This window comes from Pseudomonas sp. FBCC-B1565, from assembly GCF_059133265.1.
In genome coordinates this window covers 1,205,216-1,222,058 of sequence record NZ_CP101438.1, presented here as the reverse complement: position 1 = coordinate 1,222,058, position 16,843 = coordinate 1,205,216, and the positions used below count along the sequence as shown (strand labels likewise).

At 62.6% G+C, this 16,843-nt stretch carries 14 protein-coding genes; 8 read left to right on the top strand and 6 right to left on the bottom strand.

Annotated features, from left to right (window positions below; all coding sequences use genetic code 11):
- Positions 1-65 precede the first annotated feature (65 nt).
- The 4 genes from NL123_RS05790 to NL123_RS05775 form a co-directional block, all read right to left on the bottom strand.
- The gene (locus NL123_RS05790) at positions 66-533 is read right to left on the bottom strand and encodes a VUT family protein (RefSeq protein ID WP_015885703.1); all 468 of its coding nucleotides are present in this window, start codon (positions 531-533) and stop codon (positions 66-68) included.
- Between the two features lie 162 nt (positions 534-695).
- Entirely contained in the window at positions 696-911 is a 216-nt protein-coding gene (locus NL123_RS05785) for a DUF1289 domain-containing protein (protein WP_494357394.1), read from the bottom strand.
- On the bottom strand, positions 908-1,432 hold the full coding sequence (locus tag NL123_RS05780; RefSeq protein ID WP_028617818.1) for a gamma carbonic anhydrase family protein: 525 nt from the start codon (positions 1,430-1,432) through the stop codon (positions 908-910). The genes NL123_RS05785 and NL123_RS05780 overlap by 4 nt, the downstream gene beginning before the upstream one ends.
- Before the next feature lie 36 nt (positions 1,433-1,468).
- On the bottom strand, positions 1,469-2,071 hold the full coding sequence (locus NL123_RS05775; protein ID WP_248484145.1) for a CoA pyrophosphatase: 603 nt from the start codon (positions 2,069-2,071) through the stop codon (positions 1,469-1,471).
- Between the two features lie 146 nt (positions 2,072-2,217).
- Between NL123_RS05775 and NL123_RS05770 the strand changes: the two genes are divergently transcribed.
- The 7 genes from NL123_RS05770 (at position 2,218) to nagE (ending at position 10,701) form a co-directional block, all read left to right on the top strand.
- Positions 2,218-2,766: an NUDIX hydrolase gene (locus NL123_RS05770; protein ID WP_248484147.1), complete on the top strand. Its 549-nt coding sequence runs from the start codon at positions 2,218-2,220 to the stop codon at positions 2,764-2,766.
- Positions 2,767-2,783: 17 nt separating this feature from the next.
- On the top strand, positions 2,784-3,287 hold the full coding sequence (locus NL123_RS05765; RefSeq protein WP_179028730.1) for a L,D-transpeptidase family protein: 504 nt from the start codon (positions 2,784-2,786) through the stop codon (positions 3,285-3,287).
- A gap of 263 nt (positions 3,288-3,550) precedes the next feature.
- Complete coding sequence (locus NL123_RS05760; RefSeq protein WP_248484149.1) at positions 3,551-4,309, top strand: GntR family transcriptional regulator; 759 nt, start codon at positions 3,551-3,553, stop codon at positions 4,307-4,309.
- A gap of 10 nt (positions 4,310-4,319) precedes the next feature.
- The gene (gene nagA / locus NL123_RS05755; protein WP_494357393.1) at positions 4,320-5,426 is read left to right on the top strand and encodes an N-acetylglucosamine-6-phosphate deacetylase; all 1,107 of its coding nucleotides are present in this window, start codon (positions 4,320-4,322) and stop codon (positions 5,424-5,426) included.
- Positions 5,407-6,429, top strand: coding sequence for an SIS domain-containing protein (locus NL123_RS05750; protein WP_494357392.1), 1,023 nt, complete (start codon positions 5,407-5,409; stop codon positions 6,427-6,429). The genes nagA and NL123_RS05750 overlap by 20 nt, the downstream gene beginning before the upstream one ends.
- 29 nt (positions 6,430-6,458) lie before the next feature.
- Positions 6,459-8,969 carry a phosphoenolpyruvate--protein phosphotransferase gene (gene ptsP, locus NL123_RS05745; protein ID WP_494357391.1) on the top strand — a complete coding sequence of 837 codons (2,511 nt, stop codon included), beginning with the start codon at positions 6,459-6,461 and terminating at the stop codon, positions 8,967-8,969.
- Between the two features lie 25 nt (positions 8,970-8,994).
- Positions 8,995-10,701 (top strand): N-acetylglucosamine-specific PTS transporter subunit IIBC, encoded by a 1,707-nt coding sequence (gene nagE, locus NL123_RS05740; protein WP_494357390.1) that lies wholly within the window; start codon positions 8,995-8,997, stop codon positions 10,699-10,701.
- Positions 10,702-10,864: 163 nt separating this feature from the next.
- Here the strand turns inward: nagE and NL123_RS05735 are convergent, their stop codons facing one another.
- Positions 10,865-11,176: a YqfO family protein gene (locus NL123_RS05735; RefSeq protein WP_248484160.1), complete on the bottom strand. Its 312-nt coding sequence runs from the start codon at positions 11,174-11,176 to the stop codon at positions 10,865-10,867.
- A gap of 4 nt (positions 11,177-11,180) precedes the next feature.
- Positions 11,181-15,077 (bottom strand): phosphoribosylformylglycinamidine synthase, encoded by a 3,897-nt coding sequence (purL, locus tag NL123_RS05730; protein ID WP_494357389.1) that lies wholly within the window; start codon positions 15,075-15,077, stop codon positions 11,181-11,183.
- 287 nt (positions 15,078-15,364) lie between these two features.
- Here purL and mltF point away from each other — a divergent pair, with 287 nt between their 5' ends.
- Positions 15,365-16,825, top strand: coding sequence for a membrane-bound lytic murein transglycosylase MltF (mltF, locus tag NL123_RS05725; RefSeq protein ID WP_248484164.1), 1,461 nt, complete (start codon positions 15,365-15,367; stop codon positions 16,823-16,825).
- Positions 16,826-16,843 lie beyond the last annotated feature (18 nt).

Here is a 16,843-nt window from a genome sequence, read left to right as displayed (position 1 = left end):
GGTCCTCAGGGGAGCGGATCATTGGGAGAAAGGCCGGCATTTTACATGAACTGCAGGAATTGGCCTCAGTTGGCGACGGCCCGCTTGCGGATACGCCAGGCCATGATCAGCCACACCACCGTGACCCCGGCGAACTTCGACACCAGCGCAGTTCCCGCCACCGCCGGGGTAAGCGCGCCGATCAGGCCGAAGAAGATAAAGGTGTCGAGGGGAATGCTCAGCGCCGAACTGATCCACAGGCGGTCGTGCAGCGGACGCTTGGTGATGCTGAACACCAGCCAGTCGATACACTCGGACACTGCGAAGGCCGTGGCGCTGGCGAGGGCGATGGCCGGGTCGGACGTGACGTACGACAGCACCAGCGCGGCCAGCATGGCGATGATTGCGCCATGGCCGAAGCGGGTTTGCACCATGTCGCGCAGGATAAAGACCAGGCCACCCCAGGCGGACCAGATGACATCCAGGTGCGGGGCGGTGGAGAAGGCGAAGTTGATCAGCACGACGCTGCTGATGTAGGCGATCAGGAAGAGCATGGGAGTGGACCTGTGAACAAGGGGCACAGGGTACTTCACATTTTGAAATATGTCGTCTGGGTGGACCCTATCGGGGGCAAGCCCCCTCCCACATTTTGACCGCATTCCTACAGATTAAACGCGGTCAACTGTGGGAGGGGGCTTGCCCCCGATAGCGATCGATCAGTTGCCCGAGCTCTCAGGCATCATCCACACCAACCCACTCGCCAGCGCCCGCTCATGACACAGCCCCAGCACCACCCGGCGCTCGGCATTATCCATGCGGCTCCAGCGCGTAATCTCATCCACCGTACGCTGGCAGCCTGTGCAGATATCGTCATCGTCCAGCGCGCAAATACTCACGCAAGGCGACACAACAGGACGTTCAATCGGGTTCATTCTTCCTGCTCGACCAGGTCCCGCGCATAACGCTGCGAGTTATGCACATAGTGCGCGGCGCTGGCTTCGAGCATGCGTTTCTGCGCGTCGGTCAGTTCACGCACCACCTTGCCCGGCGAGCCCATTACCAGCGAACCATCGGGAATTTCCTTGCCTTCACCGATCAGCGAATTGGCGCCGATGATGCAGTGCTTGCCGATCTTGGCGCCGTTGAGGATCACCGCATTGATGCCGATCAGGCTGTAATCGTCCACCGTGCAACCGTGCAACATGGCGTTATGGCCGATGGTCACGCCGGTGCCCAGCGTCAGCGGGTAGCCCATGTCGGTGTGCATCACGCTGCCGTCCTGCACGTTACTGTTCTTGCCGATCAGGATCAGTTCGTTGTCGCCACGCAACACCGCGTTGAACCACACGTTGGCGCCCTCCTCCAGCTTGACCTTGCCCACCAGGGTGGCATTCGGCGCTACCCAGCTGTGTGGATGAGTCTCGACGCGGGCGTCGCCCAGGCGGTATTTCATGGTTTTTCCTCACGGCGTTGCCATTCAAACGATGGCTTAGATATTGATGAAACTCTTGGGCGGTTGATGCAGGCTGATCTTGGCGTCGTCATAGAGCAGATTGATCAGCTCGACGATCATGATCGCCGTCAGCCCCCAGATCTTGTATTCGCCAAACCGATAGCTGGGCACGTACCAACTGCGGCCCTGGTAATCGATCCGGTGGGTATGTTCGCGTGGGTCCTGTCGGAAGAAGTCCAAGGGCACGCTGAAAACCGCGGCAATCTCCGCATCGTTGGCCAGGTATTCGACGTAATCAGGGATCACGCCGACATACGGCGTGACCCGAATGCCATGCAGGGAGATCAAGGGGCTCAGCGGGCCGATGACTTCGACCAGGCCGGGTGGCAGGCCGATCTCTTCTTCCGCTTCACGTAGCGCGGTGAAGATCAGGTCCGGGTCTTCGGGGTCGCGGCGTCCACCGGGAAAGGCCACTTCGCCACCATGGGTCGACAGGCCGCTGGCGCGCAGGGTCAGGATCAGCTCAGGTTCGTCACTGCGGGTAATCGGCACCAGCACCGCGGCCTCGGGGAAACGCCCGTCGGCTTCAAGCAGGTGGGGGGTGTGGTTGCTTACCCGTCGAAGTAGCTCGTCCAGCATGAGTCATCTCGGTCTGTTGGCTACCTTGCATCATGCACCAAAGCGTACGGGCGCCCAACCCCAAAACCCGCCCGGTGTCGCTAAACGACAACTTGCAGCGCCCTGCCCGTCACGCCAAGATAGACGCACTTTCCAGGAACCCCAGCATGAATTTCTGCAGCCAGTGTGGCAAACCGGTTACCCAACGCATCCCCGAAGGCGATGGCCGCCTGCGCTTTGTGTGTGATCACTGCTCGACCATCCACTACCAGAACCCCAATATCGTTGCTGGCACAGTGCCGGTGTGGGGCGACAAAGTGCTGCTGTGCCGCCGCGCCATCGAGCCGCGCCTGGGTTACTGGACCCTGCCCGCCGGTTTCATGGAGAACGGCGAGACGGTCGAACAGGCAGCCGCTCGCGAAACCCTGGAAGAAGCCTGCGCCCGCGTGCACAACCTGAGCATCTACACGCTGATCGACGTGCCGCATATCAACCAGGTGCATATCTTCTACCGTGCCGACCTGGTGGACCTGGACTACGCCGCAGGCCCCGAAAGCCTTGAAGTGCAGCTATTCGACGAAGCCGACATCCCTTGGTCAGAGCTGGCGTTCCGCACGGTCGGGCGTACCCTCGAATACTATTTCGCTGACCGTCGGCAGCAGGCCTTCCCGGTGCGCAGCGAGGCCGTAGAGCCGCGGGTGTTGCCCGCTCCATGACCAGGGATACCGTTTTAATGCGTTGGCTGCTTGCGCTTATCTGCCTGTCGTTCGCGACCCTGTCATCAGCCTCGACCGTGGAAACCCTGGGCGGCAAGACCGTCGAAAAGGTCCTGGTGCTCAAGTCCGCCCATCAGTTGCAGTTGATCAACGACGGCAAGCCGCTCAAGACCTACCGCATTTCCCTGGGCAAGAACCCCAAGGGCCACAAGCTGATCGAGGGTGACCGCCGCACGCCAGAGGGGCTCTACTGGATCGACTGGCGCAAGACCAGCGACCGCTTCAACCTGGCCATGCACATCTCCTACCCGAATATCAGCGACGCCGCCCGCGCCCGCCGCGAAGGCGTGAAACCCGGCAGCATGATCATGATCCACGGCACCCCCGATACCGAGGAATACCCGGAGCAGTGGTTCCACACCCTGGACTGGACCGACGGCTGCATCGGCATGCGCAACGTGGATATGCGTGAAGTCTGGAACCTGGTCAAGGACGGCACACTGATCGAGATTCGTCCGTAATCTCGTACCGTTCGTAAAATAATTCAAAAAAAATTCCCATCCCAGCCTGCGCCCGCCGGTGAATACCAGTTCATCCCCGCGGGCTGCGCCGTTCTGCGCGCGATAAAGACCTCTCTAATACCACTTGATACCAGGCCCCATTGCAGGGCCCTTAAATCAATGAACGCACTGTTTTCGCTGCATTGACATGGTATTTAAGTGGTATTAATTTCCGGCCAATACCGGGCGACAACACTCCAATAACCGCATCGGAAACCTGACAGATGAATCCCATCCTGGCCCTGCGCCCCGACGACAAACAATCCACGCCGCTGTACCTGCAATTGGCGCGCAAACTGGAAGCAGCGATCCATGCCGGCCAGTGGACGTCCGAACAAGCCCTGCCATCGGAACGCGTACTCAGCGAGCAACTGAGCATTTCGCGAGTCACCGCTCGCAAGGCGCTGGAAGTGTTGTTTGCCCAAGGGCTGATCCGCCGCAACCAAGGCTCCGGCACTTACATTTCGCCACGCCTGGAGCAGCCGCTGTCGCGCCTGTCGGGGTTCAGCGAGATGCTGCGACTCAAGGGTTTTGTGCCCAGCTCCCAATGGCTGGAGCGTGAACTGACCCAGCCGACCCACGAAGAGATGATCCGCCTGGGCCTGTCGCCCGCCGACAAAGTGGCACGCCTCAAGCGCTTGCGTAAGGCGGACGACACGGTGATGGCGATTGAAATGAGCACCCTGCCCGCCTTGGTGCTGCCGCAGCCCCAAGCCATCGGTCATTCGCTGTACGAATACCTGGAAGGCATCGGCAAACCGGTGGTGCGTGCCCTGCAGCATATCCAGGCGATCAACGCCTCCGACGAGTTCGCCAAGCTGGTCGGCATCGCCCCCGGTACCGCCATGCTGCTGATGACCCGGGTCGGCTACACCGCCGACAACACGCCGATTGAAATCACCGACACCTACTGCCGCAACGACTACTACGACTTCGTCGCAGAGCTGCGCCGCCATGACTATTCCGCTGAACTGCGAATTTAGAGAACTGCCCATGTCCGAAGACAACATCCTCACGCCCAACGGCTGGATTCGCGGCCGCCTGGTGCACGAGCTCGGCAAGGTGGTCGCCATCGAAGGCGACCCCTGCGACCCGGCTGACAACGACCGGCCCTACCTGCTGCCAGGTTTTATCGACCTGCACGTCCACGGCGGTGGTGGCAAAGACATCATGCAAGGCGTTGAAGCCTTCGAGACCATCACCCGCACCCATGTGCGTTTTGGTACGACTTCTCTACTGGCTACGACCATGACGGCGCCGGTAGATGAAATCTCCAGCGTACTCGGCCAGCTCGGCACCTTCTGCGAACAGCGTCCGACGGGCAGCGCCCGCGTACTGGGTGTGCACCTGGAAGGGCCCTACATCAATCCGGGAAAACTCGGCGCCCAACCCAACTTCGCCCACACCGCATTGATGGCCGAAGTGGAAGCCTACCTGCGCCTGGCGCCGATCCGTGTAATCACCATCGCCCCGGAAATCGCCGGCCACGATGCCCTGATCCGCGCCCTCAGTGAACGCGGCGTGCGCATGCAGATCGGCCACACCCTGGGCAGCTACGAAGAAGGCGTCGCCGCCCTCGCTGCCGGCGCCACCAGCTTCACCCATTTGTACAACGCCATGAGCCCGCTGCATCACCGCGAGCCAGGCATCGTCGGCGCCGCGCTGGCCCACGCCAAGTACGCCGAATTGATCCCGGACCTGCTGCATGTGCACCCCGGCGCCATGCGCGTGGCTTTGCGCTCGATCCCGTGCCTGTACTGCGTCACCGACTCCACTGCCGCCGCCGGCATGCCCGATGGTGAATACAAGCTGGGCAGCCACACCGTGACCAAATGCCTGGGCGGCGTGCGCCTGGCCGACGGCACCCTGGCCGGCAGCACGCTGACCATGGACCAGGCGCTGCGCAACCTGGTGAAGATCGGCCTGCCCATCAGCGAAGCCTCACAACGCCTGTCGCAATTTCCTGCGGACTACCTGGGCCTGGAAGAACGCGGCCGCCTGCAACCCGGCAGCTTTGCCGACTGCGTACGCCTGGACCGCTCCCTGACACTCACCGACGTAATGGTCGAAGGAGAAACCATTGACTTCAAAAATGCTTGAAGAGGCCCTGGCCTCCTGCGACGCCGTGTCGGCGCAATTGCAACGCCTGGACCCGCTGCTGGAAGACGTCGCCGGGCGCCTGCGCCGTCAGCCACCGCAAGTGGCGATGACCATCGCCCGGGGCAGCTCCGACCACGCCGCCAGCTACTTCGCCTACCTGGCCATGCAACACGTGGGCATTCCAGTGGCGTCGCTGCCGATGTCGGTGGTGACCCTGCTGCAAGCCCCGTTGAAAGTCTGCGGCCAAGTGGCGTTCGGTTTCTCGCAGTCGGGGCAAAGCCCGGACCTGGTCAACAGCTTGCGCCTGCTGCGCAAACGCGGCGCCCTGAGCATTTCGCTGGTCAACGCCGAAGACTCGCCGCTGGAAGCCGCCTGTGAATTCCATGTGCCGCTGTGCGCCGGGACGGAGCAAAGCGTTGCCGCCACCAAAAGTTTTATCGCCACCCTGAGTGCCAGCGCGCTGCTGATCGGCCACTGGAACCAGGAAGCCGATTTGCTCCAAGCCTGTCGCGCCTTGCCGGACGAACTGCGTGCCGCCGCCAAGCAGGACTGGACGGTCGCCATCGACGCCCTGCGCGGCTGCCAGCAATTGATGGTGATCGGTCGCGGCGCCGGTTTTGCCATCGCCCAGGAAGCCGCGCTCAAGCTCAAGGAAACCTCGGCGATCCAGGCCGAAGCCTTCAGCAGTGCCGAAGTGCGCCACGGCCCGATGGCCTTGATTGGCGATAACTACCCCCTGCTGGTGTTCGCCCCGCGTGGCGCCGAGCAGGCTGGCCTGTTGAGCCTGGCCGCCGACATGCGCCAACGCGGTGCCCGCGTGTTGCTGGCCGCGCCGGACGATATCGCCGAGCGCGACCTGACCCTGAGCCGCGCCGAACACCCGAGTTTGGACCCGATCCTGGCCATCCAAAGCTTTTACGTCATGGCCGCTGGCCTGGCTGAAGCCCGGGGCATGGACCCGGACCAGCCGCGTCACCTGAGCAAAGTTACCCGCACTCACTGAGTCGCGTTTTCCTGATGAGTACCGTGCCCATGTCCAACAACAATAATGACCTGACCCTCAGCGCCCCCCTCAGCGGGCCGGTGCTGGCCTTGGGCAACGTTCCCGACGAAGTATTCGCCAGCGGCGCCATGGGCGACGGCATTGCCATCGACCCGTTGAACGATTGCCTGCATGCGCCATGTGACGGGGTGATCATCCACGTCGCCCGCACCGGGCATGCGCTGACGATCCGCGCTGACAACGGTGCCGAAGTGTTGATGCATGTGGGCATCGATACTGTGGAACTGAACGGCGAAGGCTTTGCCTTGCTGGTCAAGGACGGCACGCGGGTAAGCAAGGGCCAGGCATTGGTGCAGTTCGATCTGGACCGCATTGCGCGCCAGTGCAAAAGCCTGGTGAGCCTGATCATCCTGACCAATGGCGAGCGCTTCGAGTTGCGCTCGGTGGCGGCTAAAACGGTCAAGGTCGGCGAGCCGTTGTTGCAGATTGTCGCGCGTTTGGCCGCGTCGGTTTCGGCGTCTGTGGATAACTCGGCGGGTGAAGCCAGCGCCAGCGTACGCATCACCCATCGTGGTGGTTTGCATGCCCGCCCGGCGGCGTTGGTGCGCAAGGCTGCGCAGGGTTTCAGCAGTCAGGCCTCGCTGCACTTCGGCGATAAAACCGCCTCGTGTGACAGCCTGATCGGTTTGCTGGGCCTGGGGATTGGCGAAGGCGATGAGGTGCGTGTGAGCTGTCGCGGCAAGGATGCCGAGGCGGCGATGCAGGCGGTGGTCGCGGCCTTGTCAGCCGTGATCAACGAAGAACACCACGCCCCAGTCGTCGCCGCGCCCCGTCGGGTCAATACCGAGGTCGGTGTATTGCAAGGCGTGTGTGCCGCACCGGGCCTGGTCTGCGGGCCGCTGTTTCGCCTGACCGGTATCGAACTGCCGGCAGACACCGGCAAGCATGCGGCCGACGAGCAACTGCAACGCCTGGACGCTGCCCTGGAGCAGGTGCGCAGCGAAATCCGCAGCACCCTGGAGCACGCCCGCCAGCGCAGGAACGTTGAAGAAGAAGACATCTTCGCCGCCCACCTTGCCCTGCTGGAAGACCCGACCCTGCTGGACGCCGCCACCGCCGCCATCGAGCACGGCAGCGCCGCCACTCATGCCTGGCGCGATGCGATCCAGGCGCAATGCGCCGTGTTGCTGGCGTTGGGCAAACCGCTGTTTGCCGAACGCGCCAACGACCTGCGCGACCTGCAACAACGGGTACTGCGCGCACTGCTGGGCGAAGCCTGGCACTTCGAATTGCCCGCAGGGGCGATTGTCAGCGCTCACGAACTGACCCCGTCCGACCTGCTGCAACTGAGCGCGCAAAACGCCGCCGGCATCTGCATGGCCGAAGGCGGCGCCACTTCCCATGTGGCTATTTTGGCCCGTGGTAAAGGCTTGCCCTGTGTGGTCGCGCTGGGCGCCGAAGTACTCGACGTGCCCCAAGGCCAACGGGTGGTGCTGGACGCCGCCAACGGCCGCCTGGAACTAGCCCCCAACGACGCGCGCCATGCCGAAGTCCACCAGATTCGCGACGCGCAAAAACTGCGACGCCAGCAGCAACAAGCGCAGGCCCAACAACCGGCGCGTACCACCGATGGCGTGGGCATCGAAGTCGCGGCGAATGTCGCCTCCAGTGCCGAAGCCCAGGTGGCATTTGAAAACGGTGCCGATGGCGTCGGCCTGCTGCGCACCGAATTTCTTTTCGTCGACCGCCGCACCGCGCCGGATGAGCAGGAACAACGCCAGGCCTACCAGGCCGTGCTGGACGCCATGGGCGACAAGTCGGTGATCATCCGCACCATCGACGTAGGTGGCGACAAGCAGCTCGACTACCTGCCGCTGCCGGTCGAGGCCAACCCGGTGCTGGGTCTGCGCGGTATCCGCATGGCCCAGGTACGCCCGGAACTGCTCGACCAGCAACTGCGGGCGCTGCTGCAAGTCAGCCCGCTGGAACGCTGCCGCATCCTGCTGCCGATGGTCAGCGAAGTGGATGAACTGCTGCAGATCCGCCAACGCCTGGATGAGTTGTGCGCCGAGCTGGAACTGACCCAGCGCCCCGAACTGGGCGTGATGATCGAAGTGCCCGCCGCGGCATTGATGGCCGAGCAACTGGCCAGGCACGCGGACTTTTTATCCATCGGCACTAATGACCTGTCCCAGTACACCCTGGCCATGGACCGCGACCACGCCGGCCTCGCCGCCCGCGTCGATGCGCTGCACCCGGCGTTGCTGAGGCTGATCGCCCAGACCTGCGCCGGGGCAGCCAAACACGGGCGCTGGGTCGGCGTGTGCGGTGCCCTCGCTTCCGATCCGCTGGCCACGCCGGTACTGGTCGGCCTGGGTGTCAGCGAACTGTCGGTGAGCCCGCCGCAGATCGGAGAAATCAAGGACCGCGTCCGCCACCTGGACGCGGCGCAATGCCGGCAACTGAGCCAGGGCCTGCTCGACCTGAGCAGCGCCAAGGCCGTTCGCCAAGCCTGTCAACACCACTGGCCGCTGAGCTGATAACAACAACAAAAGGAGACTCGCCATGTACCAACATTTCATCGAAGGCCTGCAACGCCTGGGCCGTGCACTGATGCTGCCGATCGCGATCCTGCCGATCGCCGGCCTGCTGCTGCGCCTGGGCGACACCGATCTTTTGAACATCGCGGTGATGCACGACGCCGGGCAGGCGATCTTCGCCAACCTGGCGCTGATCTTTGCCATCGGCATTGCCGTGGGTTTTGCCCGCGACAACAACGGCACGGCGGGTCTCGCCGGGGCGATTGGTTACCTGGTGATGGTTTCCACGCTCAAGGTGATGGACACCACCATCAACATGGGCATGCTCGCCGGTATCGCCAGTGGTTTGATGGCAGGCGGGCTGTATAACCGCTTCAAGGACATCAAGCTGCCGGAGTACCTGGCGTTCTTTGGTGGGCGACGGTTTGTGCCGATTGTCACCGGGTTTTCGGCGGTTGCGCTGGGTGTGATCTTTGGCCTGATCTGGCCGCCGATACAGCACGGCATCAACAGCTTCGGCGTGTTGCTGATGGAGAGCGGCAGCCTCGGCGCCTTCGTGTTTGGCGTGTTCAACCGCCTGCTGATCGTCACTGGCCTGCACCATATCCTCAACAACATGGCGTGGTTCGTGTTTGGCACCTTCACCGACCCGGTGACCGGTGCCGTGGTGACCGGTGACCTGACCCGTTACTTTGCTGGTGACCCCAAAGGTGGCCAGTTCATGACCGGCATGTTCCCGGTGATGCTGTTCGGCCTGCCGGCTGCGTGCCTGGCGATGTACCGCAATGCATTGCCCGAGCGCCGTAAAGTGATGGGCGGGATTTTCCTGTCGATGGCGCTGACCTCGTTTCTGACCGGGGTGACCGAGCCGATTGAATTCGCCTTCATGTTCCTCGCGCCGTTTTTGTACCTGATCCATGCGGTGCTGACCGGCCTGTCGATGGCGGTCACTAACCTGCTGAATATCCACCTCGGGTTTACCTTCTCCGGTGGGTTTATCGACATGGTGCTGGGTTGGGGCAAGTCCACCAACGGCTGGCTGGTGTTCCCGGTGGGGTTGGCGTATGCGCTGATCTACTACAGCGTGTTCAACTACTGCATTCGCAAGTTCAACCTGAAGACGCCGGGGCGGGAAGATATCCAGGTGGTGCAGGCTGAGGTGATGACGGATAACCAGCGCGCCAGTGCCTATATTCGTGCGCTCGGGGGTGCGGCGAACCTGCTGAGCGTGGGTGCGTGCACTACCCGTCTGCGCCTGGACATGGTTGATCGCAACCAAGCGGTGGATGCGGAGCTGAAAGCACTGGGCGCCATGGCCGTGGTTCGGCCGGGTAACGGCGGGAGTTTGCAGGTGGTGGTTGGGCCGATGGCGGATAGCATTGCTGATGAAATCCGGCTGGCCATGCCTTCGTTTGTTGCCAGCGCGCCGGTGAAGGTTTCCCCTGTGGATAAGCCGGTGGCGGTGAATGTGCAGGAGGCCGAGAAGTGGCTGAGTGCGTTGGGTGGCCAAGCGAATGTGCGGCAGTTGGAAGCGGTGGCGATGACCCGCTTGCGCGTGGAGTTGGGAGATGATTCGGGGCTGTCTGAAGCTCAGCTCACTGCGCTCGGTTGCCAAGGTATGAGTCAGCTTGAGAGCGGTGTTTGGCACCTGTTGATTGGTGACAAGGCTTCCGGGTTGGGTGAGGCGTTGGAGCGGTTGGTCAGTGGTCGAGAGGTCGGCGCCAGGGTTTAGAGATGCAGTGGCTGTTCTCGCCTCATCGGGGGCAAGCCCCCTCCCACAGTTGACCGCATTGCCAAGGTGGGAGGGGGCTTGCCCCCGATGAGGCCCTGACAGACAACAAAAAACCCGCTGACCAAACTGGCCCAGCGGGTTTCTTGTTTTTGCAGCATGCGAATCAAAAGTCCGCCAACTGCCACACCTCATAGGCCGGTGTCTCATACGGGTGGCTGAGTTTCAAAGCAGCCACAACAGCCACAATCAACTCATCCGCCACCACCAACTCCACCTTCCACTCTTCAACCCCTTCAACCTGGCCCACCTGTCCGATGAACGGCTGGCTGCCGTCCAACGCGCGGAATTGGCCCTGGCCCAGCACTTGCCAGGCGCAGCTGTCGTAGTTGCCGATGCGCCCGCCGCCGGCGGCAAAGACGGCGATCTTCACCGTCTCCACATGGCTGTCGGGCACAAAGAAGGCGAGCTTGTACACCGTCTTAGTTCACCCACACGCGGGCGTTACGGAACATGCGCATCCAGGCGCCGTCTTCGTTCCACTCTTCCGGGCGCCACGAGTTTTGCACGGCGCGGAATACACGCTCCGGGTGCGGCATCATGATGGTCACGCGACCGTCGCGGCTGGTGAGGCCGGTGATCCCGCGCGGCGAGCCGTTCGGGTTGGCCGGGTAGGTCTCGGTGACCTTGCCATGGTTGTCGACGAAACGCATGGCCACGCAACCGGACAGGTCGGCTTCCAATAAAGCTTCTTCGCTGGAAAACTCAGCGTGACCTTCACCGTGGGCGATGGCGATTGGCATGCGCGAACCGGCCATGCCTTGCAGGAAGATCGAGTTGGACTCCTGCACCTGCACCATGGCGACACGGGCTTCGAACTGCTCGGAACGGTTGCGCACGAAGTGCGGCCAGAACTCGCTGCCCGGGATCAGCTCGCTGAGGTTGGACATCATCTGGCAACCGTTGCACACACCCAGGGTGAAGCTGTCGTTGCGCTCGAAGAAACCCTGGAACGCATCACGCGCACGGCTGTTGAACAGGGCCGATTTGGCCCAGCCTTCACCGGCACCCAGCACGTCGCCGTAGGAGAAACCGCCGCAGGCCACCAGGCCTTTGAACTCGTTGAGGTCAACGCGACCGGCGAGGATGTCGCTCATGTGCACGTCGATCGCATTGAAGCCGGCACGGTCGAACGCGGCCGCCATTTCCACCTGGCCGTTGACGCCCTGCTCACGCAGTACGGCAACCTGTGGGCGAATGCCTTTCTTGATGTAAGGCGCGGCGATGTCCTGGTTGACGTCGAAGCTGAGCTTGGTGCTCAGGCCCGGGTTGTCTTCTTCCAGGATCACGTCGAATTCCTGCTCGGCGCAATCGGCGTTGTCACGCAGGCGTTGGATCTGGTAGCTGGTCTCGGCCCACTGGCGTTGCAGCAAGCGGCGCTGACCGGCAAAAACAGTATCGCCGTTGAAGGAGATGTTGATCTCGCCGTTGTTGATCGGCTGGCCGATCACCGCCACGCAGTCGTCCAGGCCGGCGGCGCTGAACTGTGCAAGTACGTCCGGGGTAGCGTCCTGGCGCACCTGGATCACCGCGCCCAACTCTTCGTTGAACAGGATGCCGTTGATCTCGGCCGCATCCTCGGCAACGCTGTCGAGCACAATGTTCAGGCCGCAGTGACCGGCGAAGGCCATTTCGACGACGCTGGTCAGCAGACCACCATCGGAACGGTCGTGGTAAGCCAGCAGGTGGCCGTCGGCATTGAGGCCCTGGATCACGGCGAAGAACGCCTTGAGGTCTTCGGCGTCATCGACGTCCGGTGCCTGTTTGCCGAGCTTGCCATGGGTCTGCGCCAGGATCGAAGCGCCCATGCGGTTCTGGCCACGGCCCAGGTCGATCAGGATCAGGTCGGTGGTGCCCTTGTCCATGCGCAGTTGCGGGGTCAGGGTCTGGCGGATGTCGGTGACCGGTGCAAAACCGGTGACGATCAGCGACAGCGGCGAGGTGACTGTCTTGTCGACGCCGTCTTCGTTCCAACGGGTGGCCATGGACATGGAGTCCTTGCCCACCGGAATGGTGATACCCAGCTCAGGGCACAGCTCCATGCCGACCGCCTTGACGGTGTCGTACAGGCGCGCATCTTCACCCGGGTGGCCGGCTGCGGACATCCAGTTGGCCGACAACTTGATGTCGGACAGCTTACCGATGCGCGATGCGGCGATGTTGGTGAGGGTTTCACCAATGGCCATGCGGCCCGACGCCGGAGCGTCGAGCAGGGCCAGCGGGGTACGCTCGCCCATGGCCATGGCTTCACCGGTGTAGACGTCGAAGCTGGTAGCGGTGACGGCAACGTCGGCCACCGGAACCTGCCACGGGCCGACCATTTGGTCACGGGCCACCAGGCCGGTGATGGTACGGTCGCCGATGGTGATCAGGAAGCTCTTGCTCGCCACGGCCGGGTGGTGCAGCACGCGTTCGATGCTGTCGGCCAGTTCCAGCGTGCTTGGGTCGAAATCATCGCCCAGCTCGGCTTCACGCACAGCGGAACGGTGCATGCGCGGGGCTTTGCCCAGCAGCACTTCGAGCGGCATGTCCACCGGGCTGTTGCCGAAGTGGCTGTCGGTGACCGTCAGTTGCGGCTCGGCAGTGGCTTCGCCGACCACGGCGAACGGGCAGCGCTCACGCTCGCAGATGGCTTGGAAGCGCGCGAAGTCTTCTGCGCCAACCGCCAGCACGTAGCGTTCCTGGGATTCGTTGCTCCAGATTTCGTGCGGGGCCATGCCCGGCTCGTCGTTTGGAATATTGCGCAATTCGAAGCGGCCACCGCGGTCGCCATCGTTGACCAGTTCCGGGAAGGCGTTGGACAAACCGCCCGCGCCGACGTCATGGATGAAGCTGATCGGGTTCTTGTCACCCAACTGCCAGCAACGGTCGATGACTTCCTGGCAGCGACGCTCCATTTCTGGGTTTTCGCGCTGTACCGAAGCGAAGTCCAGGTCTGCCGAGCTGGTGCCGGTGGCCATGGAGGAAGCGGCGCCGCCGCCGAGGCCGATCAGCATTGCCGGGCCGCCGAGCACGATCAGCTTGGAGCCGACCAGGATCTCGCCTTTCTTGACGTGTTCTTCACGGATGTTGCCCATGCCGCCGGCCAACATGATCGGCTTGTGGTAACCGCGCACTTCATCGCCACGCGGGGTGGTGATGGACTGCTCGAACGTACGGAAGTAACCGGTCAGGGCCGGACGCCCGAATTCGTTGTTGAACGCAGCGCCGCCCAGTGGGCCTTCGATCATGATGTCGAGCGCGGTGACGATGCGCTCAGGCTTGCCGTACGGCACTTCCCACGGCTGTTCGAAGCCCGGGATCTGCAGGTTGGAGACGGTGAAACCGGTCAGGCCCGCCTTGGGCTTGGCGCCACGGCCGGTGGCGCCTTCGTCGCGGATTTCGCCGCCGGAACCGGTGGCTGCGCCCGGGAACGGGGCAATCGCAGTCGGGTGGTTGTGGGTCTCGACCTTCATCAGGATGTGCACCGGCTCCTGCACCGCGCCGTACTGGCGGGTCTCAGGGTCCGGGAAGAAACGGCCGGCGACGGAGCCGACGATCACCGAGGCGTTGTCCTTATAAGCAGAAAGAACACCTTCGCTGTGCATCACGTAGGTGTTCTTGATCATGCCGAACAGGCTTTTTTCCTGGCTTTCGCCGTCGATGTCCCAACTGGCGTTGAAGATCTTGTGACGGCAGTGCTCGGAGTTGGCCTGGGCAAACATCATCAGTTCGATGTCGTGCGGGTTGCGCTTCAAGCCGTTGAAGGCGTTGACCAGGTAGTCGATCTCGTCTTCGGCCAGGGCCAGGCCCAGTTCGGTGTTGGCCTTCTCGAGGGCGGCACGGCCACCACCGATCACGTCAATCGCGGTCAGCGGCTTGGGCTCGGCGTGGCTGAACAGGCCGGCAGCCTGTTCCAGCTGGCTGACGATGATCTGGGTCATGCGGTCATGCAGGCTGCTGGCGATCAGCTCGGCCTCGGCATCGCTGAACTGGCCGGCGACATAGAAAGCGATACCACGCTCCAGGCGCTGGATTTTCTCCAGGCCGCAGTTGCGGGCGATATCGCTGGCCTTGCTCGACCAAGGCGAGATGGTGCCGAACCGTGGCAGAACCAGGAACAAGCGGCCAGTCGGCTCTTGAACGGGAACGCTTGGGCCGTACTTCAGAAGGCGTGCGAGCACTTGCTGTTCGTCGGCGGTCAATACGCCGGTAACGTCGGCGAAGTGAGCAAATTCAGCGTACAGGCCTGTAACAGCTGGAACCTTCTGGCTCAGTTGCTCAAGGAGTTTGCTGTGGCGAAAGGCAGAAAGGGCAGGAGCGCCGCGCAGGATCAACATCTTCGGGACAGCCTCGGGAAGGGGGTGTGCTTTGAGGCCGTGCATTCTAGCGTAAACCGCCGCCAACGGCACCCGAAACGCTACCGGTGGCTGCCGCCGAACGTCAGTTGGCCGGATTACACCCCTTTCGCGGGGTCATGGAGGGCATTCGGCGCAGTTATTTTAACCGTCACAATACCTCGCCAAGCCGCGTTTCTGCGGGTTGCAGCACAGTTTTGCCAGCGCTAGCAGACAACGCCCATGCTGTCGAGATATGGCGCCGTGGGCCGTTTGCGTATACTGCGCAGATGTTCTCCCCAACGGCTTTGCGACCGCGATGCGCCAAATGGCTCATCGCCACCGGACTCTTCCTGATGCTCAGCGCCTGTGTTGATAAACCCAGCACGCTCGAGCGAATCAAGGAGGATGGCGTATTGCGGGTGATCACCCGGAACAGCCCGGCGACTTATTTCCAGGACCGCAACGGCGAAACCGGTTTCGAGTACGAACTGGTCAAGCGCTTCGCCGACGACCTGGGCGTGAAGCTGGAGATCGAGACCGCCGACAACCTCGACGACCTGTTCGGCCAGTTGGGCAAACCCAACGGCCCGGTCCTCGCCGCCGCCGGCCTGGTCAGCAGCGAACAGCGCAAGGCGCAGGTGCGTTTCTCCCACCCTTACCTGGAAGTTACCCCGCAGATCATCTACCGCAACGGCCAGTCCCGCCCGACGAACGCGGCAGACCTGGTGGGCAAGAAGATCATGGTGCTCAAGGGCAGCACCCACGCCGAACAATTGGCGGCGCTTAAAAAGCAGAATCCTGCGATTGAATACGAAGAATCCGACGCCGTTGAGGTGGTCGACCTGCTGCGCATGGTGGACGAGGGGCAAATCGACCTGACCCTGGTGGACTCCAACGAAGTGGCGATGAACCAGGTGTACTTCCCCAACGTGCGCGTGGCGTTCGACCTCGGCGATGCCAGCAACCAGAGCTGGGCCGTGGCGCCGGGTGAAGACAACAGCCTGCTCAACGAGATCAACAGCTACCTGGATAAAGTCGAAAAGAACGGCACGTTGCAGCGCCTGAAAGACCGCTACTACGGGCACGTTGATGTGCTCGGTTATGTGGGCGCCTACACCTTCGCCCAGCATCTGCAGCAGCGTTTGCCCAAGTACGAGAAACACTTCCGCGCCTATGCCAAGGAAGAAAAGGTCGATTGGCGCCTGTTGGCCGCCATCGGCTATCAGGAATCGCTGTGGCAGCCGGCCGTCACCTCCAAGACCGGCGTGCGCGGCCTGATGATGCTGACCCAGAACACCGCCCAGGCCATGGGCGTGTCCAACCGCCTGGATCCCAAGCAAAGCATCATGGGCGGCGCCAAGTACCTGGCCAAGATCAAGGATGAACTGGACGACAGCATCGCCGAGCCGGATCGCACCTGGTTCGCCCTCGCCGCCTACAACGTCGGCACCGGTCACCTGGAGGATGCGCGCACGCTGGCCAAGCGCGAGGGCCTGAACCCGAACAAGTGGCTGGATGTGAAAAAGATGCTGCCGCGCCTGTCGCAGAAGCAGTGGTACAGCAAGACCCGCTACGGGTATGCGCGAGGCGGTGAGCCGGTGCACTTTGTGGCGAACATCCGGCGTTACTACGACATCCTCACCTGGGTGACCCAGCCGCAGCTGGAGGGCAACCAGGTGGTCGAAGGCAACTTGCATGTGCCGGGTATCGACAAGACCAAGCCGCCGGAAGATAACCCTCAATTGTAAGAACACCACAAAACCCGG